This is a genomic window from Desulfovibrio inopinatus DSM 10711 (assembly GCF_000429305.1).
GTDB classification, from domain to species: Bacteria; Desulfobacterota; Desulfovibrionia; order Desulfovibrionales; family Desulfovibrionaceae; genus Alteridesulfovibrio; species Alteridesulfovibrio inopinatus.
Map to the genome: position 1 here is coordinate 185,022 of NZ_AUBP01000010.1, position 26,303 is coordinate 211,324.

The following is a 26,303-nucleotide window of genomic DNA, read 5'->3' on the forward strand; positions in this document are numbered from 1 at the left end:
ACGGTTTCCTGTTCATGGAGATGGTAGGGGACTTGTACCCGTCTCCGTCGATCAAGACAATGCAACCGTATTGATGGATGAGCATGTTTGGAACTTCGGGCAGGGAGTTGTTGTACATACCATGATTTGCTAACGTCGTGGTAGTGAGAGGGAAGAGACGCATGACAAAACGCGAATTCGTTTCGACTGAAACCATTCAGTCTCTATATACCCCAAATATTGTGAGTGTTGGATCTGATACCAGTATCAGTTCTGTCATAGACACGATGCGGCAAAACAATGCCAGCTGTGTTCTTGTCCTCGAAGAGCGTCGTCCTCTCGGTATTTTTACGGAAAAAAATGTTGTCAAAATTGCGGCACGCATGAATCAGGGGATCTTTGATTTCCCCGTGTCTTCGGCCATGTCCACACCTGTTTACACGGCAACTGAAGCCATGGTTATGGATGATGCTTTCAAAGTTTTGTCGGACAACAACGTGACCCACCTTGTCGTGGTGGATGATCTGGGAGGTGTTAAAGGCATTCTATCTCGGTCTTGCCTCATGCGTAACCTTGGATTAGAATATTTTCTTGAATTTAAGCGGGTTGGTGACGTTATGAATCCAGACGTCATGACCGCTCCTTTAGATATGAAATTATCCAAGGCCATACACCGTATGACAGAAAGGGCATTGAGCTGTCTCGTCACCGTAGAAGAGGAGCAACCTCTTGGTATTGTCACTGAGCGGGATATTGCTCGACTTGTCCTTGAAATGTCCCATGAAAGCGACCCGGTTCTTGCCGATGTGATGACAACGCCTGTTTTGACCGTCGATATCTTGGACTCGGTATATGAAGCATCAATACGTATGCAAGCGGAGCAGGTGTGCCGTTTGGTCGTTGTGGAACATGAGAGAGAATTGCGCGGACTTCTCACGCTTTCCGATATCATTGGAGGAATGGAAAGACGTTATATTCGTGAGGTTCGGAACGCACTCAATTATAAGGGGGGGCGGCTTCGTGAGACTATTTGTGATTCTCTGCAAAAACAGCTTTTATTAGATAATATTCTCAGTTCCGCGCTTAATGTTGGCGTTATCGCGACAGACGAAGCCTTACATGTCACGTATTATAATAAATCCGCTGAAGACATTTTAGGTTTTGTCCCCGAACATGTCATTGGTTGTCACATTGAATCCATCCACGCTATGCTTGGCATTCCAGCCGAGCGTATTAGGGCAGTCATAGAAAGTATTCATTTCAAGGCAAGACATGCATTTTCTTTTGAGTTCAAAAAGAACGGGATCGCAGCCCGGTATATTGATGCAACGGTCTCTTGTATTCGTGATGATGATTGTATCGTTTACGGCTATGTCTTGACAATCCAAGATGTGACGGAGCGGCATCAAAGCGAACAAATGATCTGGAAGTTAGCGTATCACGATCCATTGACGCAGCTTCCGAATCGGCTTCTCATCTCGGACAGACTCGGACAGGCCCTAAATGCCGCTGAGCGCAATAATGACTATATGGCACTTATGATGCTTGACCTTGACCATTTTAAATATATCAACGATACGCTTGGACATTCTGCCGGAGATCAATTGCTCATCAGCGTTGCTCGGTGTCTGGAAAGACCGCTTCGAAAGTCTGATACCGTGGCTCGAATGGGCGGTGATGAATTTTTCGTTCTTTTACCAAAAATTGCATCAGAGAATGATGCATCTCTTGTTGCAGAGAAGCTTCTTCAATCTGTACGTTCACCACATCGTGTTGGAGATCACTGTATAAACGTGACAACAAGTATTGGTGTTGCCCTTTATCCTCATGATGGTACGGATGCTGAATCGCTCATTAAAGCTGCCGACAACGCCCTCTATAAAGCGAAAGATCTTGGACGTGATGTATATACATTTCTTTAAACAGCGCCACTCCATCTGGTGTGGAGTGTTGCTGTCTATGATGATGTGCTGTGTCCCCAGTATTCTCGAGGCCACCGACATATGGCCAATGGAACGTGAATCATTGCTTTTGGCAAAGCAACTTCAAACTGGATATCCTGATTATATTCAGGCCATTGAAACCGACAATTACGGCAGCACATGGATTCTCCTTCATTCTGGAGAACGCTTTCTGTTTGACGATAAGCGGTCAAAAACGTTGAATGAGACGCTGAACGCCCCTGATCTCCAGGACATGCTTGCTCAACCCTACTGTATTGGGGCTGTTCTCGCAGCTCCTCAACCGGGAGAACATCCAGGACGAGTTCGTGTCGAAGCGTTTTTTCAGGCTGTATACGGCAAGAACCGGAAGGCTGTTGAAGCCAACCTGGTTCCTGTTGTTTTTTTGGGAAAAACCGTTTCCTTTAACGTGCAGAATCATGCGGCGGAGGCACTTTCACGTGTAAGTGAAGAACTTAGCGCTCTTCTCGTCACGCATCCCGCGTACAAACGGTACATCCTCCCCGTCAATGGAACAATGGCATGGCGGACGATTGCCGGGACAAAGAGACTCAGCACGCATAGCTTTGGTATCGCGATTGACCTTGCCGCCCAGCATAACGGGTATTGGCGATATCGGGGGCGACCGGGGGCCGTCTTGGACGAACGCCAGGCTTTTCCTCAAGAGGTGGTCGATATTTTTGAAAGAAATGGTTTTATCTGGGGCGGCAAGTGGTGGGAATACGACTTTATGCACTTTGAATATCGGCCGGAACTCGTGATCATGCAAGAACGTTGCGAGCCAAACGACAACGGTTGATGGCTGTTCTCCAACCCGTTTCCATGAATGGGGGCAAGGTGAGACAGTATAATTCTCGCCTTGCCCTCGCTGATTTCTGCTTCAGGAGACGACATTGGCACACCGTGACGTCGTTCCTCAGTACGGATTCAGTTGTTCATTCCGTGACTGAGAATTCAACCTAGGACTCGATATTGCACAGCGCCGGACTATCTATAACCATGGGCGAAAATCCGTGTTGTCCAGTGGATTCCAGAACGGCTCGCCAATAGTCCGAAGCGACATTGAGTTTCTTGCGTTTCATGGTGACGAGATCGAAGGGCAGGTGGATATACCGACCATAGAGTTTGCTTACGACCATACCGGTTTTACCTGCCATGGCAGCGTGAACTGCATTTTGTCCAAGAAATCCGCAATATACACGGTCATTGGAGTTCGCCGGTACCGAACGAATGATGTAACTGGGGTCGATGAATTTGAGGGTGATCGGTATGTTAATGCTTTGAAAATATTCTTTGATTTCATGCCGGAGTAAAGAGCAAATATCACCAAGTACCGGGTTGCCGGACGCATCGGTTTCCTTCGACGCTTTGAGAAGATGTTGTCCAGCTCCTTCGGCACAAACGATGACGGCGTGATGCCGTTCTTTGAGGCGCTTTTCCAGCGAGGGAAGAAGGCCGCGTTCTCCTGCCAATTCAAAAGGATACTCAGGCACAAGAACGTAGTTGACTTCTTTCAAGGCAAGGCAGGATTGTGCGGCAATAAAACCGGATTCTCGGCCCATAAGTTTGACGAGACCAACACCGTTGACGGCACCATGGGCTTCAGTATGGGCGCAACGAATGGCTTCCGTGGCTTTATCTACAGCGGTATCGAACCCAAACGAATTGGTCACAAAGCTGATATCGTTGTCGATTGTTTTCGGAACGCCGATGACAGAAATTTTATCCCCACGGCTTGAAATTTCGTTCTGAATTTTATGGGCAGCTTGCATAGTGCCATCACCGCCAATGATAAAAAGAACGCTGACATTGAGTCGTTCAAGCGCATCAACGATATCTTCCGGAGACTGCGGACCACGTGAAGAACCGAGAATTGTTCCTCCAAACTGGTGGATATCTGAGACAAAATCCGGCGTGAGCTCAATGACGTCATGCCCATATTGGGGAATGAAGCCTTCAAGACCAAAACGAATGCCCAAAATGGCGGCAACATTATAGTTATGGTGCGCTTCCATGACAATGGCCCGAATGACATCGTTAATGCCTGGACATAATCCGCCGCATGTTACAATGGCGCACTTCGATTTCGATGAGTCAAAATAGATCTTTTCCCGGGGGCCGGCAGGCTCAAAATTGACAAATGTATCGCCATTAACCCCTTCTAAATCCTCTGGAAATAATTGAACCTTGACCGGTGCATCATCAGGGATGAAGCGGCAATAGGGGAGTGGTGAATGGATTTTGGCGGGGCCAAGTACGGGGATATTTGTATCAATTGGACTCATCTTTGTTGATTTTTTTGTCATGCGTGCCTTCCTTCGCTCTGGGCAGGATCGGATCGTTGTATAAATGAGAATGCGCGTTCAATCGTCCAATTGGGACGGCAAGTCTGTCTTGGCATAATGAAAAAACAGGGAAAGGTAAACGTTCACTGCAAAATGATGGTGTTACTTTATCGTGAAATTTCATGGTACTTCTTTGATATCTGTTGAAGAAGAGGACGGTGCATTAATTGGGGTTCCTTTCACATTCGAACTCGACGTCGCCTCGCTCTCAGCTTCAACATCACGAAATTTGTTTTTTCGAAATGTGTTCATACATTGCGAAATGAACGTGTTTATTTCCACTTCTTTCTGCTCCTGAGGGAGTGGAGAGTGCAGAAATTCTTCGGCAGCACTCTGTGAACATTGCACTAACGCCGCTTCTCGTCTGGCTCGCTCGGCCGGTGTTTCCTCTCTTTCAGATTGGAACACTGCGCAGGCAGACACCATGCACAACAGAAGAATACTTAAGAATACTCGCACAGCGATCCTACAACGGATTATGGTAAATTGGAGGATTCATTTGTGTCAGTCGATGGGAAGGAAAGAGGGGATTTCTGTCCGCAGAACCAATACACAGCCTCTGCTGCTTCCTTAGACATAGGCTGGCTCACATCAAGAGTTTGATGCTGACTGTTGAGGACAAGGCACAGGTGACGAACCGTAAGCGCACAGCGGGGAATATAGCAGCTCGTTTGGTTAAAATGATCGGCTTCGGAATCCGCCCGGAGCTTGATGATTGATTTTTCAAAATCATACCCTAATTCAGCGTATGCTTCCTTATATTTTTCCACATACAGATTGAATTGTTCTTGTACGGTTTCTCCTTCATTGGGATCGATATCCGATGCGGCGAGCTCGGCTTCGAGGGCGTCGTAGGTCTGACGCGTATACGGAGCCGCTTCAAACGGTGGTGTCGGACGGGCACAACCCCAAAAAAGAGAGAAAACGGCAAGGCTGCACAGAACAACAATACAGTTCAAATATATTCTCATTATACATTTCCTTCATGCAATCATTGAGTGTCGATTGAGACATTCTCCGGTGGTATTGTCCAGGTGCGTGTCTCGTCGATAAGCAAGCCGGGGGAATCTCCCGCATTGCGCCACAGGCGATAGCGACCGGTGTATGTTCCAGGCTTGAGCTGTTTGGAGGGCTGGATATAGCGAAACCATTGCGCTTTGTCAGTCTTGATCGTGTCCTCAGCATGAATATTTAATTCGGGGCCGGTTAATTCTATACGTTCATGATCTCCATGGCGCATTCCCCAGGTAGCGGCCCAGAAGGACAGTGTTTTTCCTGTTGGAGTATGTACCTCACCCTCTTCATATAAAACGGACTCAAGTGTTGGGTGATTTCCCCCGAAACCGACTCCCAGGACGCCTCCTGCCTGATAGTGGAGTGCAGTATCTACTTCAGAACTCCATAACGTGTGGCGTTCCCCTCCACAGCCGGCTGAAGTTTCCTGGCCAATAAATGGATCGATTATACGTGATGCACGGCGTACTTCGAAATGGAGATGGGGAAATTCTGTAAGTCCGGAAAGCCCAACGATTCCCAACGTATCTCCTTTTTTGACATGATCCCCTGCGGCGACACGGAGGCTGTTTTTTCGCAAGTGAGCATAAAGTGTCAGCGTTCCATCGGGAGTTTGTACGATAATCGCATTTCCTGCTTCACGTTTGGCTACCCGATCTTCGTCACCGTGCTGCAAACGCATGTCGGTCATACCATCGCGTACTCGAAGAACAACTCCTTGTTCCGCAGCTCTGACGGGCACACCACGTTCGAACGCTTCATGATCAAGGATACGGAAGTCTGTTCCTTTATGTCCATCATAGGTGAGTGGTCCACACATATAGTCGAAAGCCTGTGGGGAAGGGTTACGGTCGACATAATTTTGAATAATACAATTTTTCCCTGGCGTGCAGTCCAAAGGAAGGGCAAAATTTTGAGCAAAAACAAGAGTTACTGTCGCGAAACAGAAAACTTGCGTCAGTACTGTGGCCGAACAAAGAATACGGAGAGTAGGTATAAAAATTCGTAAACGGTGCATAGTGATGATGTTTCAAAAAGCCAGAGCTCCGTCAAGATGCACATGATTCTCCGAGAAAGCGCTTGCTTGACTTTTGAGTTCCCTTGAGACAAATGGTGATACCAAAATGTGCGGATGCTACTGTCGTGTGGACAGACGGCGATGTCTCACCGCAAGGAGTTTATGCAATAATGCGAACGCCACGTCATTTTCGTGGCATTGATCATCTGGATTGACGCCCCTGTGAATATCCTTTTTTTGCATCAAAATTATCCTGGACAATTTAAACATTTAGCTCCACGTCTGGCTCAAGATACGGATAACACCGTCATCGCCATGACCTCAAGTTCTCAAGATGTCCAATCAAAAGATGAGAACATCACGTATATTCAATACGATCCTCCGAAATCCGTGACCGATGGAATTCATCCGTACATAGCGAGTTTTGAAAGCAGTATTCGGCGAGGACAAAATGTCGTTCGCCAAGCGCTTCAATTGAAAAAGGATGGATTTGTCCCCGATATCGTTTTGGCACATCCGGGATGGGGAGAGAGTCTTTTTATAAAAGATGTTTTCGATACCGCAAAGCTCGCTATCCTGTGTGAGTTTTATTATCACTTTCGTGGTGCAGATATTGGCTTTGATCCAGAATTTCCTCCCAAGCTCGATGACATGTTTCGTTTGCGAATCAAGAATTCGACGCAGCTTTTAGCTTTGGAAACAACCGATATGGGGATAAGTGCCATGCATTGGCAGAAGTCCTTGTATCCTTCAGAATTTCAATACAAAATTGTTGTGCAGCATGAGGGGATAGACACAAGCGTTGTTGTCCCGAATTCTGAAGCGCAGCTCCAGCTGGATGATGGAACGATATTTTCGGCAGGCGATAATGTGTTGACTTTTGTCAATAGAAACTTGGAGCCTTACCGTGGGTATCATGTTTTTATGCGGGCATTGGAGCGCATTCAAAAAGAAAATCCTGATTGTCATGTCCTGATCGTCGGCGGAGATAGAGTGAGTTATGGACGCAAGCTGCCGAATCAGCAGACGTTCAAGGAAAAGTATCTCGCAGAAGTCAATGTCGACCGCGATCGAATTCATTTTATGGGGAACGTGCCGTATGAAACCTACCTCAAAGTCCTTCAGGTTTCACGAGCTCATGTGTACTTAACCTATCCCTTCGTATTGTCATGGTCCATGCTTGAAGCGATGTCCGCACAGTGCTTGATTATTGGCTCGGCAACTGCTCCAGTTACAGAGGTACTCAAGCACAAAAAAAACGGCCTGTTGTTCCGATTTTTCGATGTGCCAGGACTGGCAAACCTTGTCACTGAAGCCTTGCATGAACCAGAGAAATTTGTGCATCTACGCGAAAAAGCACGTTCTGATATGGTCAATAAGTTTGATCTGGTAACGCGAACTCTTCCGAATCAGATTCGTCTTCTGGAAAAACTTCTGGGCAAAAAAGGCCGAACCGGCTCGCGTAAGTAGCGTTAACGGAGGATATTTTGAATACGTCCTGCACTCTTGATGAGCTAACCACCAGAGAAGAAATGGCTCGAGCACTGGCTGAAGAGCGGTTTGATGATGCTCGGGACGCTGGGCTTTTACTATTGGGAGATGAGTGTCATCACTTTGAAGCGCTTTTGACGCTTCTCAATGTGGAGATGCGCCAGGGACGTCCAGAATTCGGGCTGCGATATGGCGATAGGGCCGTTCGTGTTGCTCCAGATTCCTATACGGCTCGTATTTTGTTGGGATCGTGCCTGATGATGTTGAACCGTTTTGACGACGCCTTTGTGCATTTTGCGCATGGGCTCACACTCCGTCCTCACGATGAGACCTGTCTCAAAGGTGTGCTGAGAACCGGATTGGCTTTGGGTAAACAGACTGAATTGGAAGAGTATGTTGTCACACTCTTTAGCCGCAACCCCAATGATAGCTCCGCGAAGCGGTATGCTGGCACATGGCTTTCCCGACTTTCCCAACCCGGACCTCGTGGTATTGCCACTGCTGTTTCACACGATACGATTGTCGGGTGTGTGTTTGATCCAGAACAACCGGACGTAAAGTGGACGGTGGAAGCCTTTGTTGAAGACGTTGTTCTGGCTCGTGGGAAAGCGAATCTCCCTGACTCCGGGATAGCGGAAAATGATATTGGCGACGGTGCTTTTGGTTTTCGTTTACGCCTTCCCAAAGGCGTCAGCGTTCGTCGTCTCCTCGTGCGTGTTCATGAAATGACATCCGATTGGTATGGTGTTCCTCTTTGTTTCGATGATTTGAACGTCGACCAGTTTGAGGGGCAACTCAATATGGCTTGCGATGGCGTCTTGACTGGCTTTGCCCTGAATCGATCGGCTCCTCTTGAGCGTGTTGCTGTACGTTTCGAATCGAATACCGGGATGCGAAAAGAGGTAAAGGCCGACATCTATGATGGAAATTGGCTCATTCAAGGGAAAGGTGATGGCAGCTGTGGATTTCGTCTGGAATGGCCGTGGAAGCCTGACGGTCCTGCTTTTGCACTGATCTCTGCACATTTTGGAAAATCCGACGAACCATTGCCAGGAAGTCCTATCGTACTCCATAACCCTCTCCGAGCTGCCGATGCCATGCAAGCTCTTGCGCGTTGTCTCGCTGAAAAAGAATGTCAGGATGACTTTTTTTCCTCTCCTCAAGAAGCGCGGTTGGCGCTACGGTATCTCCGAGAGCGCTTGCCCTTGCTTGTCTTACCGAAAGAGGAGGAGAGCGACGCATGAGGTATGTTGAAACATCCTTTCCCGGTGTGGCCGTTGTTATTCCGGTATATGCCGGCTTCAAGGAAACGCAGGCGTGTCTTGAATCTGTTTTGTCCTCTCGTGGGGCGCTTCCCTTTGAGATTATTGTTATTGATGACGCGTCACCCGAGTCTGAACTTCGGGAATATGTGGAAAGCCTGGCCGCTCACAATCGCATCCAACTGCATGTCCATGCAGTGAATCGAGGTTTCGTTCATTCGGCCAATAGGGGATTGCAATTAGCCGGACGGAAAGATGTTATTCTTTTAAATGCGGACACGCGTGTACATGGAGACTGGGTCGACCGGTTAGCTGATGCCGCCTACGCTGAAACGCGCGTGGGGACCGTGTCACCACTTTCCAATAATGCTACGATATTAAGTTACCCGCTTCCATGTGAAGAAAATCTTCTCCCTGATGATGCTGACGAAGTTGTTCTTGATACCATGTGCCAGTCCCGTCTCCATCGAATGCTCATTGAGATTCCGACGGGAGTGGGATCATGTCTGTACATTCGTCGTGACTGCCTTGATGATACCGGGTACTTGGATCCGACGACCTTTGGCCAAGGCTACGGGGAGGAATGCGATTTTTGTATTCGATCTCGCCGATTGGGATGGAGTCATACCTGTGCCGCTGATGTCTTTGTATATCATGCTGGAGCCGTTTCCTTTTCGAGTGCCCGTGAAGCCAAATCGAAGAGGGGGCTTGCGTTGCTCAAAGAACGATACCCTGAATATCTTCCTATGGTTCATGCGTTCATTAAAGCAGATCCTTTGGCAACCATGCGACGTGTTCTCGATATGGAGCGCTTGGTAAAACGGCCGACAAAACGGATTCTCTTGTTGAGTTTGAACTCATCTGGCGGTGTGGAGCGATTTATTCAGGAGCGAAGGACTGAACTGCAACGCAAAGGTGTGAAGGCTATTGTCTTGCGTCCGCCCAAAGCTGACGGAGAGTCAAATGATCTGGACAGATGGCGTGGAATCCTGGACTTTCCTGAAGAGTATGTATGCCCAAACCTTCAATACCAGTTGCCGGATGAATATGACCAACTTGTCGAAGACCTCAAACGATTGAATGTCTTTCATTGTGAAGTGCATCATTTTCTTGGAGCACATCCTGACATTCTTTCGCTTCCAGCAAAACTTGGTCTGCCGTATGACGTGATGGTTCATGATTATATTTGGTTTTGCCCGCGTATTAACTTGATTGACGCTTCAGGCAAATACTGTCAGGAACCGTCCATATCAGTCTGTAAGCAGTGTATTGATAAGTCGGGTCACTGTCTGGATGCCAACCTGGAGATTGAAGCATTACGAACGCGAAGTACGACGTTTTTGCATGCGGCTCGCAAAGTTTTGGCTCCGTCACAGGATGCGGCCAAAAGAATGATGCATCATTTTCCAGGGGTACAGGTCGTTGCTCGCCCGCATCCCGATTTGGCTTTGCCCGATCATGTTTCTCCCCCTGCAGAAGGGAGCATTACCAAGCTTCGTATAGCCATTATTGGAGCAATCGGGAAACACAAGGGCTATGATGTTCTTTTTGACATGGTATTGGATGCTCAAGCGAGAAACCTTCCTTTGGAGTTCGTTGTTATCGGCTATACATGCGACGATGCCGCTTTGATGCGAGCCGGGAATGTTTTTGTGACGGGAGAGTATACTGAAGAAGAAGCGGTTTCCTATGTCCGTGGACAACAGTGCCATGTGGCTCTTTTTCTCTCTGTCTGGCCAGAGACATGGTGCTACGCATTGAGCGTTGCGTTTGCGTCTGGGCTGTATTGTTTCGGATTTGATCTTGGAGCCGTTGCGGAACGTATCCGGGCAACGGAATTTGGAGAATTACTTCCCATTACGACACGTCCGGAAGAATTGAATGACAGATTGACAGCGTTGGTTTTAGGCAAAAAATGGTGTGTACAACAGCAAAATTTTGAAGACTATGGGCAGGCATGCGCCGCTTTCGACCCAGTATCGAAGAAATTATAATTGCAAAAGAGGAGAGGTATTCATGCGTATGATTCGCTCGCAGCAGCCAGAGAGGCTGGTTGAAGAAGAAGCCCCCAAGACCGTTTCGCGGCCTTCCGTTTCCGCTGAAGCCAAAGTGATTCCCCTCACTGCCGGAATCTATGCCGTTAAATATACGAAACGAACGGTTAAACCGGTAGAAGTTTTTGGTGCGACGTTTCCCGCTATGCAAATCACCGCATTGCACTGCACGGTTGAAAAGCCGAAAGTCCGCATCTTGAGTGATGAAGTCGAAACGAGCGCTTGGCTTACCTCTCCGGGCGATGTTGTTATTCTTAAGGTAACAGATGATGATGCAAAAGTTTTGTTAACGACATATCGCCCTGCGGAGTACGAGAAAGGTGGTATGAAGGTTGAGTTCGTTAAGATCTCCCAGAGAAGCGAAGATGTGACCCCAGTGCAGCCTCAGGTGCAACCCCAGGTGGAGCCACCTGTTCCTACCGTTCGTCTGGCCGCCCACATCCAGAATGTGGGGGATCGTCGTATTGAACCGGGGCAATGGGCTGGAGCACAGGGAAGCCGACTGCGTATCGAGGCGTTTTCCATTGAAGCCGCGGGCTTGTCTCCTCAAAGTCTTGAATATATGGCTATTGCAGCAAACGGCGGACAAACTCGGTGGTCACCCATGGGAGCGTTTTGCGGTAGTAAAGGACGCGGAATCCCGATCGTGGCATTTGCTGTTCGGCTCAACGGACCAGCTGCCGAAGAATTTGACGTTGTTTATCAAGGATCTTTTTTCGATTCCGGTCCGGGAGAACCGTTCAAGAATGGAGAATTATGTCGGTCCGTTAAAGATAAGGACCCACTTGAAAGCTTTATAGTTCGTCTCGTACGCAAAAAATAGTGACTATATCGTACATGTTGCGCCGGGCTGGCTCCGCTGGTCCGGCGTAACTTTTTTCCAGTGCAGGCACACGGAAAGGTAAGACTGACGTATGCGAACAATGCTGAAAATAGCAGCCGGTTTTTTCGGCATAGTGTTTCTCGTTGGTTGTCTTCTTTATGGACTCATTGTCTCGGGATACATAGGTTTTTCCCCTGATGACGAACATGTACGAGTGACAACGGAAATAGTTCTTCGAAAAAAGGCTATTGCTGTAGATAGAGGGCCCCATGCTCTCTTTGTCCTTGGTGGGTCCTCGGCTTTCGGGATTTCAGCGCAACAGATGGAGTCCGCTCTTGGTATCCCGGTACGGAACTTGGCTATTCACGCCGGACTTGGGTTGAAGTATCTCTTTTTTCTGGCGCGTGAGCAGTTGCAACCAGGCGACAGCGTTCTTCTCTCATTAGAATATATGCACTATGTACTCGAGAAAGAATCAACGTTGGAATGGGGGCCACTTGTTTCTTTTCAATCAAGCCCAGAGTATGTGAGAGAACTTTCATATCTCGAACAAATCAAATATATTGCCGAGCTGTTTGTTTCTGAAGAGAGGGGGGCGTTTACCTGGCGTCCATCCAACCCATCTCAATCTGCAATTGAAGAAAAAACACCATACATCAATCAATGGGGTGATTTTGTCTTTGATCCGAACACCACAATTGACCCCAAAGAATTGAATCAAAGTATTCATTCGTTTCGTCGCTTCTACGTCAACGCAATGACATCGCTGCTTCAGAATAAAACAACTATTGAATCGAGATCTGGAGCAAAATTGATTGTAGATTTTGTGAAGTGGTGCAAACATCATGGTGTGACTGTCTTAATGGTCTTTCCAAGTTCAGCAAAATTTTCAGATAATGAAGATGTTGTTGTCGATAAAGTTGGAAAAATGATACTATCATTCTACGATAATATCGATGTTAAGACTCTTGTTAATATACACTCGTCGCAATTTAGAAATATTTTTTTATTTAATACATTTTATCATTTGAATGAAAAGGGAAGGAATGTGTGGACAGATTTGATAATAAAATCAATTTTATCCCGTGATTTGCATAAACTAAATAGTAGTTCTCTGAATGATACGAAAATATATTGTAAAGTTGCAGATGGTAATCTCTAAACATTATGAAACTATTAAAGACGATCGTAAAAGTGGTCTCAGTGGGGAAAGAGCGCACGGTGATCAGATTGAACGAAGATATTGTAACGAAAGTGTCACTCGAAAAGGAGGATTTGTAACAAATCACAGTGTATTTGAAATGATAAGTTATTTTAGATGTTTAAAATGTATTCAGACTGTTTTTTCAAAAAAAAAAGATTTTTTTACATAAAATAAAAATTGTGTTGACAAAAAAGCTAAACAGTGTTTTTTGATTCATGCCCGCGTAAGTCGATGTCCTGTATTTTTTTTAAACCCATTTAACGATCACGGAGGACGTATCTATGTCTACTTTGCCTGGCGGTCAGTCTGTATTTGATGAATTGGATCTGCCCCCTGAACAACAGTTGTATGTTGCTGGTGTTGTCGAAACCATTGCCAGCCAAACCGCTGATGGAACCATTCACACCAACGATGTTTCCACCGCCGCTGACACTCAGACCGGCATGAATTCAGTTCCTACAACTGACGGCTTCGATATCGCTTATTTTGACTATTCAAGCAGCACCCCGGGAAGCACGGCTGCTACGATGGGAAGCGAGCTTGATGGTGTTATGGTGAAAGGCTCTGCCAGCATGGAGATTGAAGGTAATGCTAAAGCCAACGTTATCACCACCGATACAGGTAATGACACCATCGATGGCGGTGCTGGCGACGATAACATCCTTTCCGGCTCCGGCGACGACGTTGTCTACGGTGGCTCCGGCGACGACGTCCTGAATACCGGTGACGGCGCCGACTACGTTGAAGGCGGCTCGGGCGATGACTTCATCGACTCTGGCGCTGATAACGATATCGTCCTTGGCGGTAGCGGCGACGACATCATCAACGGTAACACCGGCAATGACTCCCTCTATGGTGGTTCCGGCGACGACACCATCTGGGGTGGCGACGGCGACGACGTTATTGTTGGTGACACCGGTAGCGACCTCCTTTACGGTGGCGCTGGCGATGACATCCTGTATGGTGGCACCGGCGACGGCGACTTGGCCTCCGGCGACGACACCTTCTTCTTCATGACCTCCGAAGCTGGTACCGACGTTGTTTACGATTTCGAATCCGGTCAGGACACCATCATGATCTACAACGAAACCGGTTCCACGTTCGACCTGGCCTCCAAGGTCTCCGTGGTTGACGGCAACCTCGTTGTTGCGGTCGACAGCGACACGACGATCATCCTCGAAGGCGTTACGACCTTCAACGCTGCTGACTTCACGATCATCGACGCCTAATTGGCGCATCTTCCATGACTTCCTGCCAACCGCCTTTCGGGGCGGTTGGCTTTTTTGTTTACTTCAATAATGATGAATTAAATTCTTGGATTGTTCTTTCGTTTTTTGTGGTATAGAGCATTGCAAGTTTTTGCTGAGTCGATTAAAAGTAAAAACTTGATGGAGGATAGCCTCTTCCTCCGCTCTTTCAGTAATTCGTTAATACATTTCATGCTCGAAGCAACCCTGTTACATCATAAGGCTATTTCCTAACGGATGTTTTCGTAATTCTTTATGTACGATGAGGATGCGGCTATTTGCGTTATATATTGTGCTTCATGCATTCTCGTATAAGTTTGAGCCAGACGATGTGGAGTGAGATATGCGAAAGATTTTACGCCAGTGGTTGGGCATCTTTTTGTGTGCCGCTCAGTTTAGTTTCTTTATCAATATTCTTGGTTTGACCTTCCCTGTTTACATGCTCCAAATTTATTCGCGGGTTCTTGCAAGTAAAAATATTCAAACTTTGATCTTGCTGACTGTTATTGCACTAACAGCTCTTGGGGTTCTTTCTCTCCTTACTTTTCTACGTACTCGCATTTTAGTTCAGGCTGGGGTTGAGATTAGTAAAAAGATGAACCCTACGGTGTTGGCCGCCATGGTGAAAGGAGCTTCCGAAACTGATCCTGGAAAATACGCGAGGGGGTTGAGCGATATAGCCACGGTGCGTAATTTCCTTGGAGGCGTACCTATTACCGTCTTGTTCGACATTCCGTGGACTCCTGTTTATATTTTGGTTGTTTTTTTGATGCACCCTGTTTTGGGAATGATTGGGGTGATCGGTGCTCTGGGGATTTCATTTTTCGCGTTTTGGAATGATCGCATTTGTCGCGAGCCCATCACTCAAGCGAATGCTGTTGCAGGCCAAACAAGTAAGTTTATTGGTACCTGCCTCCGAAACGCTCCTGTTGTTCGCGGTATGGGCATGATTTCTGGAGTAATGCGACGCGTCAGTGATATTGATGATCGTGTTTCGGAGCTGCAAACTACAGCAAGTACCCGATCGGCATTCATGTTATCGGTCAGCTCTGGGTTTCGTATGGTCTTGCAGGTGTCCATCTACGGTGTCGGGGCTTATTTAGCTATTCTTGGTGAATGTACCGCCGGGGCAATGATTGCTAGTTCCATTATTATTGGTAAAGCGCTTTCGCCTGTCGAAAGAGGGATCTCAAGTTGGCGTCAAATGGTCGAATCGTATGCGGCCTATAAGCGTCTTGATGCATTGTTCCTTGAGATAAAGAAAGAGGAACCAATGGAACTCCCTCCACCGGTTGGTGCACTTCGACTTGACAATGTTTCTTTACGCCTTAAGGAACGGACGATTCTTCAGGGAATTTCGTTTAGCTTATCTCCTGGTGAAGCTCTGGGTATCATTGGGCCAAGTGCGGCTGGGAAATCAACATTGTGCCGCATGTTGCTTGGTGTCTGGAAACCGTCTGTTGGAAATGTCAGGCTTGACGGTGTTGATGTCTATTCCTGGGACCAAGAATTACTTGGGCCTTATATTGGTTATTTACCGCAGGAAGTTGAGCTTTTTAGTGGCACTTTGAGTGAGAATATCGCTCGTATGGGAGAGGTTGACTCGGAAAAAGTCGTAGCTGCCGCGAAACTGGCTCAGGTCCATGAAATGATCCTGAAATTACCGCAAGGATATGACAGTCTTGTTGGTGAGGGATCCAATATTTTGTCCGGTGGCCAAAAACAGCGGATTGGTTTGGCTCGTGCCCTGTATGGCGACCCAAAGTATCTCATTCTTGACGAACCGAACTCCAATTTAGACGAAGCTGGCGATAAAGCACTTCATGAGTGTTTGGCAACCTTACAAAAACGCAAAGTGACGGTTATCATTGTTTCCCATAAACCAGGCATTCTGGCGACGGTAAACAAAGTCCTCGTTCTTAACGAAGGAAAGATGCAGATATTCGGCCCTCGAGAGGCTGTCTTCAACAAGCTCATGCAAAAGTCTCCTGTTCAATCAGGCCCCAAGTCATCAAGAAAAGTGCGAGTAGCGGCGAACCAAGCTGCTCCGCCCCAGAAGCCTGTTGTTGTCAAAGATCCGGAGTAAAATGTTGGGCTCTGTGTCTTCTTTTTAAATCAACGTCACAGCGACGACCGGCTTGTTGGCGGTATCATTGTCGTATGGGAGCAGAGAAAAAGGCATGCTTTTTCGTAAAAAACAAGCAACTGGTAGTTCCGCCCGCAGATTTGTCGTCATGGGCTGGGCTATTATCATCTTGTTCTTTTTTATTTTTGGAGCATGGGCTGCGATCGCACCCATTGGCGGGGCGGTGACGGCAGGTGGCTACATTAAAGTTTCATCGGAACGAAAAGTTGTTCAACATCTTGAGGGTGGTATTGTTCGCGAGATTCTGGTGAAAAACGGTGATGTCGTTACTGAAGGACAACCGCTTCTTATTCTTGACCCAACAGTTGCCGATGCCAAAATGGGTGAGCTGGGTAATAGGCTTGCGGCTTCTGAGATCTTAGCTACTCGGTTGGAAGCGGAAAAGGAACTCCAATCATCGATCTCATGGCCGAATGACATTATCGAGCGGCAGTCTGAAGCGACTGTACGCGAATTAATGAAAGCTGAAACGCGAGTTTTTGACGTTAATCGTCAGACATTGAATGAGCGGATTCAGCTCCTCAAATCCCAGATTGAACAGCTCAAAGAACAGATTGTCGGCTACAACGTACAATACGATGCCGTTAAACGTATTATCTCTCACTTGCGTGATGAACGAGATGCAAAAAAGCAACTTGTTGAAGGGCGTTACCTTGACAAATCTCGTCTGTTGGAAGTTGAGCGAAGTCTCGCTATGCAAGAAGGGGAGCAAGGGCGAATTCATAGTAGTATTGCCCAGGCAAAAGAGCGTATTGCAGAGTTGAAGCTACGTATTACTGAAGAACAGACAACGTATCGATTGAAAGCAGCCGATTATCTTAGCTCACTGCAAGGCAAAATTTTTGAAATGCGTGAGCAAATAAAACCGTTTGAAGACTTGCAGCGCCGTATGACGATCAAGGCTCCTATTGCTGGAGAGATTGTTGATCTCTCCGTGCATACTGTCGGCGGGATTATTGCTGGTCGTGAACAGCTCATGGAAATTGTACCTGTCAATACACCACTTGTAGTGGAATGTGTTGTTGCACCGAAAGACATTATTCACATTCATACAGGGCAACATGCAGAAGTCATGTTGAGTGCGTTCTCAGCAAGAAATATGCCATACATCAAGGGTACCGTCTCCTATGTTTCGGCGGACCTCGTTGGACCTGATCGTGAAATTGGCATCGAGCAGCCGCACTATATTGCACGTGTTGAAATCGATAAAGATGATATGAAAGAAAAGGATCTTTATGTTTCACCTGGTATGCCAGCAACAGCATTTATTGCGACTGAACCGCGTACGCTGTTGAGCTATGTGTCAGAACCTCTGGTGGTTGGTCTAAAGAAAGTTTTTACAGACTAAGCACGTTCTTGAGGGAAGCGAGAATTTCGAGGAACTCATGAACCATAATGACTGCACTGAACCGATAGAACTTGTTTTACACTGGTTCTACGGCCTACCTCCAGGGCATCGTGAACAATTGGCACGGACATATTGGGCTGTGGCGGGTGACGATGTAAACGATATGTTTTTACCTGGTGAGCGTGCTGTTGATAAGTTTGAGGCTGATCTTCTTCAGCCCGATTTTCCTATTCGGAAAATGGCACGTCTTTTTCAAGTTCGAGCTATGATTGATTTCATTTTTGACTACGCGAATAATCCTGAAGCGTTTTCATTGGCCGAGGCGTTTTCGTTTGAGACGCATGTTGGACGTGCCGATGCTGTCGTTATCTCATTTAACGACAAACAATGGGAACGTGACATCCGTAATTGGCGAACTCTATGGGCCAATCAGCTTTCGAGCGATGTCCTTGATGCGTGGTTGCGCGAAATGACTGTAAATGAAGGCCTTTAACGCTTTGGTGAGATTATGAGACGGGTTTGGCTTTCGTTTTTGATTCTCGTATTGTTTTGTGTATTCTCAATGCCGGTGATAGCCGGTACTTCCACTGCGAAACCATCCAAAAAGACGTTGAATTACGATATGGCGGAATGCATACGACGGGGCCTTTCTTCGAATGCATCCATCTCGGCGGCCAAAGAACTCGTGCATGAGGCCGATGCAGATGTTAAATCAAAGCGCGGTGCTTTTTTCCCTAAGATTTCGGCGAGCTACTCTCTCAAACGTCTTGATAACTCCGGTCTGAATGAGACTGATACAAATTTTGTATCACAACGAACGGATGCATTTACTCTCAGCGCATCGCAAACAGTGTTTTCGGGTGGGGGGATCGTCAATACATATCGCCGTGCCAAGATCAATAAGGATGTATACGATATTAATCTTAAACAAGAACGTATTGATCTTGTGGAGGATATTCAGACTACATTTTATAACTTGCTTAAAGCTCGTGACGATATCCGAATAGTCGAAAAAGCAATTATCCGGTTAAAAAAACAACTTGAATCAGCTCGTGCATTTTATGATGTCGGCATGGTGACCAAGCAGCAAGTGCTACAGGTGGAGGTAGACCTCGCGTTAGCAGAAAAAAGTTTGGTCAGGGCGAAAAATAATGTTCAAAAACATCATGTGAAGCTGTGCACGTTGCTCAATTTACCTCCGTTAGCCGATGTGCATTTTGTCGGCGAACTGGAAGAAATGGTTGCTCCTCTTTCATTTACTTTAGAAGAGTGCATTCGTTTGGCGCTTGACCGGCGGCTTGATCTTGAAGAAGGCCAAAAACAAGTGGAGCTCGCTCGAAAAGATGCACAAATTATCTTTAGTCGCTTCTTTCCAACCGTCTCGCTCAATTTTAGTTATGTGAATCAACAGATTGATTATGACGACCCAGATCGTGATGATACGGAACGTGATTACTGGAGTCTCGGGCTGAATGCTTCTGTCACGTTGTTTGAAGGTGGACGCGATTATTATGAATTTCGACGATACAAGCATAAGGAGCGTGAAAAACGTCTCGTGCTTGAGGATTTGAGAAATCAGGCTGCAAGCGAAGTCACGACGTATTATTTAGCTGTTGGCGAAGCTTTGGAACAAATTCGTACAGGAAAGAAGGCTTTGGACGCTGCAAGTGAAAGCTTTAAAGCTGCTGAAGTGAATTATAGCCTCCAGATTGGCACTATTACCGATGTTCTGAATGCGCAAGCCAAGTTGACCCAGGCCGAAGGTGAACTGAACCAGGCTATGGCCGATCATCAGATTGCAATGGCTAAGCTTTTTCACGCCATTGGTACACCCATAGACATTTTCTAAACATTTCGTCATGTTTTCATCGAACGGCATGTCTTGTTTTCGAGACTCCCGGACCGGATGGAACTGTTGTGAGTTTTTATTCCCCCAATCGAAGGAGGTTGTCTTGGGGCTTGTTTCTTCTAGTGGCAGCTTCACGCGCTACGCTATCGTCGGTGATGTATCCCAGGAACGCCTTCGGGAGATTCCGGAGCGTTTGACAAAACATGCATTTCAGGAAATCGATGCAACTGCCGATGAACGTTCGTTCGGCTGGGTATGTTTCGATGACTGGCTTGATACCGCCTGGGTGACTGCTCCCCCTGAAAAAGCCCATTTTATGGCTTTTTCTTTGCGATTGGATACGCGACGTATCGCTCCGGCTGTCTATAAGAAATATGTTGAGTTGGCTTTACGAGCAGAAAAAGAAGCCATGCAGGAGTCTGGAAAAACGTTTATCGGGAAAGACCGTAAAAAAGAAATTCGAGAGCAAGTGCGGTTGAAACTTCTTGCGCGATCAATGCCGATTCCTGCCATTTTTGAAGCGGCATGGGATCTCATGAAGCATGAAATCTATTTCAACTCAACGAATGGCAAAACTCGCGAGTTGTTTGAAGATTTGTTTACCATGACATTTGAGCTCCATCTTGAACCAATGACACCATATTTTTTAGGGAAGCGATTGCTCGATCCTTCGCGTCATGCGCTCTTGGACGAACTTGAACCCTGTGAATTTGGCCGGTAGACAAGGGACGCTACGCTATGGATATTGAAAAAGCCACACTCGTCGATGCAGTTTTGGGGCAGGAGTTTTTGACTTGGCTTTGGTTTCGCAGTGAAAAAGACGGCAACGTTTTTAAAACTGCCCACGATGAAGAGTTCAATTTGTATTTGGAACAGAAGCTGACAGTTCGCGGTGGAGAAGGGGATAACGTCGAAACTGCCAGCGTCAGTGGACCGAATGCACAGTTTTCTGAAGCCAAACTTGGTATTCGTCATGGCAAGCGCGTCGATCGTGCATTGCTCCGTTTTGAGCTTGACGCTGGAGACTGGACGATTCAGTTACGTGCTGATGATTTTAGCTTGAATAGCTTTAAAACCCCCAAAGTTGATACAAAACTTGAGGAAGGTGATGACCCTGATTCACCTTTTCTCGAAAAGATGTTTTTACTAGAACGGGGCACGGCCTTTCTTGATGCCGTGTATCGAACATTTTTGGAACTCCGGCTCAGTGCTGCTTGGTCAAGTGAACTTCACGAGTTTAATGACTGGCTCGATGAAGAAGATTAAATAAAAGCCCCGATTGAGATCGGGGCTTTTATTACATCATGGTATGTTTTGAACAATGCTGATATATTATTCAATAATCTTATCGGCTTTGTCCAAAACAGCTTTGGGGATGTCGACACCCATAGATTTGGCAGCTTTGAGGTTGACCATAAGCTCAAGATCATCAAGTGTTTCGACAGGCATACTTGCTGGTTTTTGGCCTTCAACAAGAATCTTTTTGGCCATTTTTGCAGTTTGTCGGCCCATTTGATAGTAGTCGATGGCCAACGCGGCAATGGTTCCGCGACCAACCGACTCGGTATCAGAGCTAAATAACGGTAATTTATGTTCTGCAGCAACTTTAATCGCTGATTCGAGTGCCGAAACAACCGTATTGTCCAAGGGAATGTAGACAGCTTGGCATTTGCCGATGAGACTTTGTGCAGCTTGATAGACACCGCTCGAATTCGCAACTGTGGCTTCTTCAACACCTATACCGAGCTTCTTGCATTCACTCTTGACAAGATCGATTTGCGCGACAGAGTTGGCTTCACCTGCATTGTAAATGACGCCAAGAGTTTTCAGTCCGGGAACAATCGTTTTGATGAGTTCCATTTGCTTGTCGACGGGGCTCATATCGGACATGCCCGTGACATTGCTTCCTGGTTTTTCAAAGCTTTTGACCAACCCAGCAGAAACGGGGTCGGACACAGCAGAAAACAGAACAGGGATGTCTTTGATTTTCTGAGCGCACGCTTGAGCTGACGGCGTGGCGATAGCCAAAACAAGATTGGGATTTTCGCCAAGGATCTGGCTCGCGATCTGGACCGTGGTGGATGGATTGGCCTGGGCAATGTGAATATTGTATTTTGTGTCAAGTCCTTGTTCTTTCATGGCGTCGACAAACCCTTTTTGTACAGCATCGAGAGCAGGGTGTTCAACAAATTGGTTTATCGACACGACGTACGTTTCGGCCATGGCTGCAGGTGAGAAGGCCACAAGCGCGATAATAGCCAGTGCCAGACGTTTGAGAATACGCATGGTTTGTGCTCCGTTTTTGAATTTGTGGTCCGAAGAATGTTTGTGTTTATACAATGGTAAACAATGAAGTATACTGAAGGCGGCTTATACAAGCAAGTTATTCAGCATTTGGGAGACATTTAAGCGCATGTTGCAGCATACGTTTTCACATTTACAGGGCATTGGACCGGCAACTGAAGTTAAGATTTGGTCTAAAGGGATTCATTCATGGGATGACTTATTGGCGAGCACTTCTCCTCCCTTGTCAGCCGGAAAAATGGAACTCATTCGGCCTGAACTCGAACGTGCAACAGAACATCGCGAAGCCGGAGACGCTGAATTTTTTGGGGAACGGCTCAAGGCTCCAGAAACGTGGAGACTTTTTCCCGATTTTAAGCATGAGTTGGCATTTGTTGATATTGAAACCGATGGAAGCACCGAGAACAATATCACAACGATTGCCTATTACGATGGCGAGCATGTTCGAACCTATGTACAAGGTGAAAATATTGAACAATTTGCCGAAGACATACAATCAAGCAAAGTGCTTGTTACCTATAATGGCCGCTGCTTTGATGTCCCGGTTCTCAAGCGGTCTTTTGATATTCGCTTGCCCAAAGCGCATATTGATTTACGAAATATATTGTGTGCTCTGGGTATAAAGGGAGGGTTAAAGAAGTGTGAAAAGCATTTTGGGCTAGACCGGAAGGAACTTGATGGAGTCGATGGCTTTTTTGCAGTCGTATTATGGAATGAGTACGAGCGAACATGTAGATCCGAGGTCCTTGATACGCTCCTCTCATATAACGTCGCTGATGTTCTTGGATTAGAGATATTGCTTTTTCATGCGATTAATGCACGTCTTCTTGATACTCCCTTTGCACATCTGTATACCGAAGCTATCCCCTCTCTTGCGAAAAACCCTTTTACACCTGATGTTGAAACAATAGAGCGTTTAAGGGTATGGTAAGATGGAGTGATTATTATTTACGAAGAAGGAGTAATATGTATTTTCTCAAGCGTTGAAGGAGGGTAATGTTTCTTTTTCGTTTAAATTGATATAAATTTGAAGAAGTTTTGAAGATATATTGTTTTCCAGGAGTAGAGAGGGCAATATATTGGGTGAGATTGCAGTAATTGTGTTTGTCGGAGCGAGTTGCCTATTTCGGGGGAGAGGAGGCCTAACGAATGAAGAATGTTCATATTACTATTTCCCTCGATCAGGATAAATTATATTCACTCCTTGGACACCTGAAACGGTCAGATACAAGTTTACAGATGTTTTTTGAATCCGTTGTTGATTCAGCGCTTGCCCAACGTCATGTTTCTCGCAAGAAAAAAACTACCGGCGAGGATGCACGCAACTTTCGGCGTGTTGAGCTTCGTGAATCTCTTCGTGTCATTATTGCACGCCAAGATGGCCAAATTCATTCCGATGGATTGCTGCAGAATATTTCCATGGGTGGAATGTCCGTAAAATTTGATAACGCATCGTCGTTTCGAGTGCGTGAATATGTTGAAGTGACCCTGTTGTTTGAATCGGAAAGTCATATTTTTGAGGGTATGGTGCTGTGGGTTGCTGAACACGGTAGCACTGTTGGTTTCCAATTCATTAATCAGGATTATGAGAGCTCGTTGTTTTTGCTGCAATTATGTGAAATTATTGATAAACAGAATGAGAGGAAAGCCTGAAAGATATGCATTTGATATATTGGGGAAGAATGCTGCCCCGCATTCGAAGTTTGGAGAAGAGAATAACAATATCGCAAACAAGTGCATTGGGATTGTTTATTTGAAAAATCAGGTTTTTCCTGATGTTTATTTCATAAATTTCTGACTATAAAAATCAGTGCGGGCAAAAAGACGTGCCTTACCCTCCTTTGGTGGAGGGGAAAGGCGCGTCTTTATTCGTTTCTTGCAATGAGTACTGATTATGACTCCATGTCGCGAGTTTGTCTTCTCTCTTTTGTAATACAATACACGAATGAAGAAGCCTTTTATGATTGGCAAGAGAGCATATGCGCTTGGCAAAACTATATTGATTTGATTATGCCGTCCTGAAAAAATTCAATTCTAAGCGATTCTTGATTCGTGGTGGGTGGCGCAATGAACAAAGAACATCGTTGCCCGAATGTGACAAACTTCTTGGGAAGGGCGTTGTTGTGCGGTTTGAGGTGGTGTGTCCTCGGTGCGGGCGAGCGGTGATGTTGAACAGCGCCGGGGTGGACGTAGTTTGTGCTGAGTTCTTTCGAGGAGAGGCCCCGGCCGTGTGACCGAGGTTCATTTACGTCAGCAGCTTGACCAGTGCAGCAATGACGGCAGCTTGGGCGAGGAGGAGACCGGCGACCCATTTGATGGTTTCCGCTTTGGTCTCGGCCATGCGTCCTACGAGGTTGACTTCAAGTGTTTTCAGACCAAGCTCAAGATCCGCCTTGGTGGCAAGGTCTTTGCGCATTGCGGCATCTTGGGCTTCAAACAGCTTTACAATAATTTCAGCCGCTTCTTCTCCCACGGCCTTTTCCAGCTTTTTGGCGTCGTCGAATAAGAGTGTCATGGCTTCCCCCTGGCGTGCGGGCCGGGTTGTGTTCCCGACCCATCACACCAGAAATCAATCATTTGCGGCGGGGTGTCAATTGGTCGCTGGCTCTTTTATCACCATCGGCACAATCATAAGGTCGGTTTCCATTTCTCCGGGGCAACCCGTGGCATCAACGAGCGATCCTGTCGGCGTGTCCGCGCACTTGTCCCACGCGTCTTGGACGCCGTCGCCGTCTGCGTCTGAAACTTGCAATGTGGCCGCACAGCCGTTGGCGTTGACCGCGGTGTTGGCTGGCGTGTCGGCGCATTCGTCCCAGGCGTCTACGACGCCGTCGGCGTCAGTGTCGGGTACTTGCAATGTTGCTGCACACCCGTTGGCGTTAACCGCGATGTTGGCTGACGTGTCGGCACATTCGTCCCAATCGTCAGGAACGCCATCACCGTCAGTGTCATCACAATCACAGGTTGGCGTCGGTGTTGGTGTTGGTTCGGGGGCGCCGGTAATGAAGTCATCAGGGTAGGTATAGTATACTCTATTATCTCCGTCATGCACACCAACATAAAAAGGAGTATGAATGTCTATTGTATTTGATATTGGGTTGGTGTCTATCCCCAACCGATAGGTTCCGTTAAATATAGCCGTGATGGTTCCATCTTCAGCGTATGCTGAAACAGCAGAAAAAAAATTGTTTTGAAATAAAACCACAGACACCCATGTAAGCCCTGATTCTAATCGTTTTGCCTTCACATACAGGTCATTCCCAGAAATAAAAAACGTTAGGGAGAACTTACAGTAGTCAAAAGCAGAGCCGAATAAACCACCGACAGGGATGTCAACTTCAATGTATTTCGCATTCTCCGGCGGTTCAGGAAACGCCGCCCACGCCAGCCCTGCCGCCAAGAGACAACACAACACCGCCACCAGAAAACATATTTTCTTCATGGATTCCTCCGGTTTTTATTCTGCTTGTCGCACAGAATGCACGCCGAAGAAATCAGGAAAATCCTGAGTTTTGATAATCCGGCTAGGCTTTGCCTTGTTCCTGGCTCTCAACAAAGGCTTTCAGTACGGCATTGATGGCGGTCTGATAGCCTTTCTTTTTCTTTGTCCGGAACCAAGTCAAAACGTCACGGTCGAGCCGGGCCTCTATCCGCATCGCTGCACGTCGATCACGAAGGCGGGTAAGCCACGTATCAAAGGAACTGGTTCTCATGAGCTCGAATATATGTGAACTTTAGCCAGTCTTATTGATGATTCGTATCTTTCAGTGATGGAAACGTTTCTCCATTGACGCCGGCTCTGTTTCCTCCCCCCGGGGGGCCAAGAGACAGGCCCGAACCGAATGGACCGAGGCAAATCAGGGACAAAACGGCATATTATCGTGAATAGCGATGGCATTCCTCTTGTTTGCCAACTCAGTGGTGCTAAGAGCAACTAGGGCGTGTTTCTAAATTACCGCAACCAGATGAGACATGAGGCGATAGTAACCATTGCCAAGAAAGTCATCTGCAATTTTTCGTAACGAGTAGCGATTCGTCTAAACTCTTTGAGCTTGCAAAAAAAGCACTCTACGAGATGTCGTTCTTTGTAAATGTGCTTGTCGTATTTCCGCTGGTTGCGACGATTCTTTTTGGGCGGAATAACAGGCTTGGCATTCTGTCCGATAATGAGACTTATGAAGCTGTTGCAGTCATAAGCCTTGTCGGCGGCTACAAATTCAGCCTGAAGTCCCTGAATTAACTCTGGGGCCGGAACGCT

The 26,303-nt window shown here is 46.8% G+C and carries 24 protein-coding genes; 16 read left to right on the forward strand and 8 right to left on the reverse strand.

Annotation, left to right across the window (positions count from 1 at the left end; translation table 11 throughout):
- The first annotated feature begins 161 nt into the window (after window positions 1-161).
- Together G451_RS0109525 and G451_RS28545 are read left to right on the forward strand one after the other, a co-directional pair.
- Complete coding sequence (locus tag G451_RS0109525; protein WP_027184081.1) at window positions 162-1,901, forward strand: diguanylate cyclase domain-containing protein; 1,740 nt, start codon at window positions 162-164, stop codon at window positions 1,899-1,901.
- The gene (locus G451_RS28545) at window positions 1,882-2,739 is read left to right on the forward strand and encodes a M15 family metallopeptidase (RefSeq protein WP_245587799.1); all 858 of its coding nucleotides are present in this window, start codon (window positions 1,882-1,884) and stop codon (window positions 2,737-2,739) included. The genes G451_RS0109525 and G451_RS28545 overlap by 20 nt, the downstream gene beginning before the upstream one ends.
- Before the next feature lie 160 nt (window positions 2,740-2,899).
- On the opposite strand, the gene G451_RS0109535 is transcribed toward G451_RS28545, so the two are convergent.
- The 3 genes from G451_RS0109535 to G451_RS28550 all read right to left on the reverse strand — a co-directional run bounded on the left by G451_RS0109535 (window position 2,900) and on the right by G451_RS28550 (window position 6,119).
- The gene (locus G451_RS0109535) at window positions 2,900-4,246 is read right to left on the reverse strand and encodes an ATP-dependent 6-phosphofructokinase (protein WP_027184082.1); all 1,347 of its coding nucleotides are present in this window, start codon (window positions 4,244-4,246) and stop codon (window positions 2,900-2,902) included.
- Between the two features lie 515 nt (window positions 4,247-4,761).
- Window positions 4,762-5,256: a hypothetical protein gene (locus tag G451_RS0109545; protein WP_027184084.1), complete on the reverse strand. Its 495-nt coding sequence runs from the start codon at window positions 5,254-5,256 to the stop codon at window positions 4,762-4,764.
- A gap of 20 nt (window positions 5,257-5,276) precedes the next feature.
- Entirely contained in the window at window positions 5,277-6,119 is an 843-nt protein-coding gene (locus G451_RS28550; protein ID WP_169727855.1) for a M23 family metallopeptidase, read from the reverse strand.
- A gap of 420 nt (window positions 6,120-6,539) precedes the next feature.
- On the opposite strand from G451_RS28550, the gene G451_RS28555 reads away from it, so the two are divergent.
- The 12 genes from G451_RS28555 (at window position 6,540) to G451_RS0109610 (ending at window position 21,007) form a co-directional block, all read left to right on the forward strand.
- On the forward strand, window positions 6,540-7,787 hold the full coding sequence (locus G451_RS28555) for a glycosyltransferase family 4 protein (protein ID WP_034641558.1): 1,248 nt from the start codon (window positions 6,540-6,542) through the stop codon (window positions 7,785-7,787).
- A 17-nt stretch (window positions 7,788-7,804) separates the two neighbouring features.
- On the forward strand, window positions 7,805-9,052 hold the full coding sequence (locus tag G451_RS0109560; protein ID WP_156921570.1) for a hypothetical protein: 1,248 nt from the start codon (window positions 7,805-7,807) through the stop codon (window positions 9,050-9,052).
- On the forward strand, window positions 9,049-11,064 hold the full coding sequence (locus G451_RS28560; protein ID WP_051261332.1) for a glycosyltransferase: 2,016 nt from the start codon (window positions 9,049-9,051) through the stop codon (window positions 11,062-11,064). Before G451_RS0109560 ends, G451_RS28560 begins: the two co-directional genes overlap by 4 nt.
- Window positions 11,065-11,086: 22 nt before the next feature.
- Entirely contained in the window at window positions 11,087-11,947 is an 861-nt protein-coding gene (locus G451_RS0109570) for a hypothetical protein (protein ID WP_027184086.1), read from the forward strand.
- A gap of 91 nt (window positions 11,948-12,038) precedes the next feature.
- Window positions 12,039-13,109, forward strand: coding sequence for a hypothetical protein (locus G451_RS0109575; protein ID WP_027184087.1), 1,071 nt, complete (start codon window positions 12,039-12,041; stop codon window positions 13,107-13,109).
- A gap of 323 nt (window positions 13,110-13,432) precedes the next feature.
- Window positions 13,433-14,380 carry a calcium-binding protein gene (locus G451_RS0109580; RefSeq protein WP_051261333.1) on the forward strand — a complete coding sequence of 316 codons (948 nt, stop codon included), beginning with the start codon at window positions 13,433-13,435 and terminating at the stop codon, window positions 14,378-14,380.
- A 361-nt stretch (window positions 14,381-14,741) separates the two neighbouring features.
- Entirely contained in the window at window positions 14,742-16,484 is a 1,743-nt protein-coding gene (locus G451_RS28565; RefSeq protein WP_051261334.1) for a type I secretion system permease/ATPase, read from the forward strand.
- Between the two features lie 94 nt (window positions 16,485-16,578).
- Window positions 16,579-17,892, forward strand: coding sequence for an HlyD family type I secretion periplasmic adaptor subunit (locus G451_RS0109590; protein WP_027184089.1), 1,314 nt, complete (start codon window positions 16,579-16,581; stop codon window positions 17,890-17,892).
- Window positions 17,893-17,929: 37 nt separating this feature from the next.
- Window positions 17,930-18,385: a hypothetical protein gene (locus G451_RS0109595; protein ID WP_027184090.1), complete on the forward strand. Its 456-nt coding sequence runs from the start codon at window positions 17,930-17,932 to the stop codon at window positions 18,383-18,385.
- Between the two features lie 129 nt (window positions 18,386-18,514).
- Window positions 18,515-19,741 carry a TolC family protein gene (locus G451_RS0109600; RefSeq protein ID WP_169727856.1) on the forward strand — a complete coding sequence of 409 codons (1,227 nt, stop codon included), beginning with the start codon at window positions 18,515-18,517 and terminating at the stop codon, window positions 19,739-19,741.
- Window positions 19,742-19,844: 103 nt separating this feature from the next.
- A complete protein-coding gene (gene rdgC / locus G451_RS0109605; protein WP_027184092.1) occupies window positions 19,845-20,462 on the forward strand; it encodes a recombination-associated protein RdgC in 618 nt (205 codons plus the stop codon).
- A gap of 17 nt (window positions 20,463-20,479) precedes the next feature.
- Window positions 20,480-21,007 (forward strand): hypothetical protein, encoded by a 528-nt coding sequence (locus G451_RS0109610; RefSeq protein WP_027184093.1) that lies wholly within the window; start codon window positions 20,480-20,482, stop codon window positions 21,005-21,007.
- Window positions 21,008-21,073: 66 nt separating this feature from the next.
- Here G451_RS0109610 and G451_RS0109615 read toward each other — a convergent pair whose 3' ends face one another.
- A complete protein-coding gene (locus tag G451_RS0109615; protein WP_027184094.1) occupies window positions 21,074-22,027 on the reverse strand; it encodes an ABC transporter substrate-binding protein in 954 nt (317 codons plus the stop codon).
- A 127-nt stretch (window positions 22,028-22,154) separates the two neighbouring features.
- Between G451_RS0109615 and G451_RS0109620 the strand changes: the two genes are divergently transcribed.
- A complete protein-coding gene (locus G451_RS0109620; RefSeq protein WP_027184095.1) occupies window positions 22,155-22,976 on the forward strand; it encodes a ribonuclease H-like domain-containing protein in 822 nt (273 codons plus the stop codon).
- Window positions 22,977-23,194: 218 nt separating this feature from the next.
- Window positions 23,195-23,698, forward strand: coding sequence for a PilZ domain-containing protein (locus G451_RS0109625; protein ID WP_027184096.1), 504 nt, complete (start codon window positions 23,195-23,197; stop codon window positions 23,696-23,698).
- Window positions 23,699-24,290: 592 nt separating this feature from the next.
- On the opposite strand, the gene G451_RS0109635 is transcribed toward G451_RS0109625, so the two are convergent.
- The 4 genes from G451_RS0109635 to G451_RS0109650 all read right to left on the reverse strand — a co-directional run.
- Window positions 24,291-24,560, reverse strand: coding sequence for a hypothetical protein (locus tag G451_RS0109635; RefSeq protein WP_027184097.1), 270 nt, complete (start codon window positions 24,558-24,560; stop codon window positions 24,291-24,293).
- A gap of 75 nt (window positions 24,561-24,635) precedes the next feature.
- Entirely contained in the window at window positions 24,636-25,487 is an 852-nt protein-coding gene (locus G451_RS32565) for a thrombospondin type 3 repeat-containing protein (RefSeq protein WP_027184098.1), read from the reverse strand.
- Between the two features lie 82 nt (window positions 25,488-25,569).
- Window positions 25,570-25,758 carry a BrnA antitoxin family protein gene (locus G451_RS28575; RefSeq protein WP_034641499.1) on the reverse strand — a complete coding sequence of 63 codons (189 nt, stop codon included), beginning with the start codon at window positions 25,756-25,758 and terminating at the stop codon, window positions 25,570-25,572.
- Between the two features lie 239 nt (window positions 25,759-25,997).
- Window positions 25,998-26,303 (reverse strand): IS5/IS1182 family transposase (locus G451_RS0109650; RefSeq protein ID WP_027184099.1); only part of this gene is annotated, 306 nt, incomplete at its 5' end.

Bases quoted from the DNA above. Each gene is read 5' to 3' on its own strand.
- G451_RS0109525 (WP_027184081.1), top strand. From the start codon at position 162: ATGACAAAACGCGAATTCGTTTCGACTGAAACCATTCAGTCTCTATAT.
- G451_RS28545 (WP_245587799.1), top strand. From the start codon at position 1,882: ATGTATATACATTTCTTTAAACAGCGCCACTCCATCTGGTGTGGAGTG.
- G451_RS0109535 (WP_027184082.1), bottom strand. From the start codon at position 4,246: ATGACAAAAAAATCAACAAAGATGAGTCCAATTGATACAAATATCCCC.
- G451_RS0109545 (WP_027184084.1), bottom strand. From the start codon at position 5,256: ATGAGAATATATTTGAACTGTATTGTTGTTCTGTGCAGCCTTGCCGTT.
- G451_RS28550 (WP_169727855.1), bottom strand. From the start codon at position 6,119: ATGTGTGGACCACTCACCTATGATGGACATAAAGGAACAGACTTCCGT.
- G451_RS28560 (WP_051261332.1), top strand. From the start codon at position 9,049: ATGAGGTATGTTGAAACATCCTTTCCCGGTGTGGCCGTTGTTATTCCG.
- G451_RS0109570 (WP_027184086.1), top strand. From the start codon at position 11,087: ATGCGTATGATTCGCTCGCAGCAGCCAGAGAGGCTGGTTGAAGAAGAA.
- G451_RS0109575 (WP_027184087.1), top strand. From the start codon at position 12,039: ATGCGAACAATGCTGAAAATAGCAGCCGGTTTTTTCGGCATAGTGTTT.
- G451_RS0109580 (WP_051261333.1), top strand. From the start codon at position 13,433: ATGTCTACTTTGCCTGGCGGTCAGTCTGTATTTGATGAATTGGATCTG.
- G451_RS28565 (WP_051261334.1), top strand. From the start codon at position 14,742: ATGCGAAAGATTTTACGCCAGTGGTTGGGCATCTTTTTGTGTGCCGCT.
- G451_RS0109590 (WP_027184089.1), top strand. From the start codon at position 16,579: ATGCTTTTTCGTAAAAAACAAGCAACTGGTAGTTCCGCCCGCAGATTT.
- G451_RS0109595 (WP_027184090.1), top strand. From the start codon at position 17,930: ATGAACCATAATGACTGCACTGAACCGATAGAACTTGTTTTACACTGG.
- G451_RS0109600 (WP_169727856.1), top strand. From the start codon at position 18,515: ATGGCGGAATGCATACGACGGGGCCTTTCTTCGAATGCATCCATCTCG.
- G451_RS0109610 (WP_027184093.1), top strand. From the start codon at position 20,480: ATGGATATTGAAAAAGCCACACTCGTCGATGCAGTTTTGGGGCAGGAG.
- G451_RS0109615 (WP_027184094.1), bottom strand. From the start codon at position 22,027: ATGCGTATTCTCAAACGTCTGGCACTGGCTATTATCGCGCTTGTGGCC.
- G451_RS0109620 (WP_027184095.1), top strand. From the start codon at position 22,155: ATGTTGCAGCATACGTTTTCACATTTACAGGGCATTGGACCGGCAACT.
- G451_RS0109625 (WP_027184096.1), top strand. From the start codon at position 23,195: ATGAAGAATGTTCATATTACTATTTCCCTCGATCAGGATAAATTATAT.
- G451_RS0109635 (WP_027184097.1), bottom strand. From the start codon at position 24,560: ATGACACTCTTATTCGACGACGCCAAAAAGCTGGAAAAGGCCGTGGGA.
- G451_RS32565 (WP_027184098.1), bottom strand. From the start codon at position 25,487: ATGAAGAAAATATGTTTTCTGGTGGCGGTGTTGTGTTGTCTCTTGGCG.
- G451_RS28575 (WP_034641499.1), bottom strand. From the start codon at position 25,758: ATGAGAACCAGTTCCTTTGATACGTGGCTTACCCGCCTTCGTGATCGA.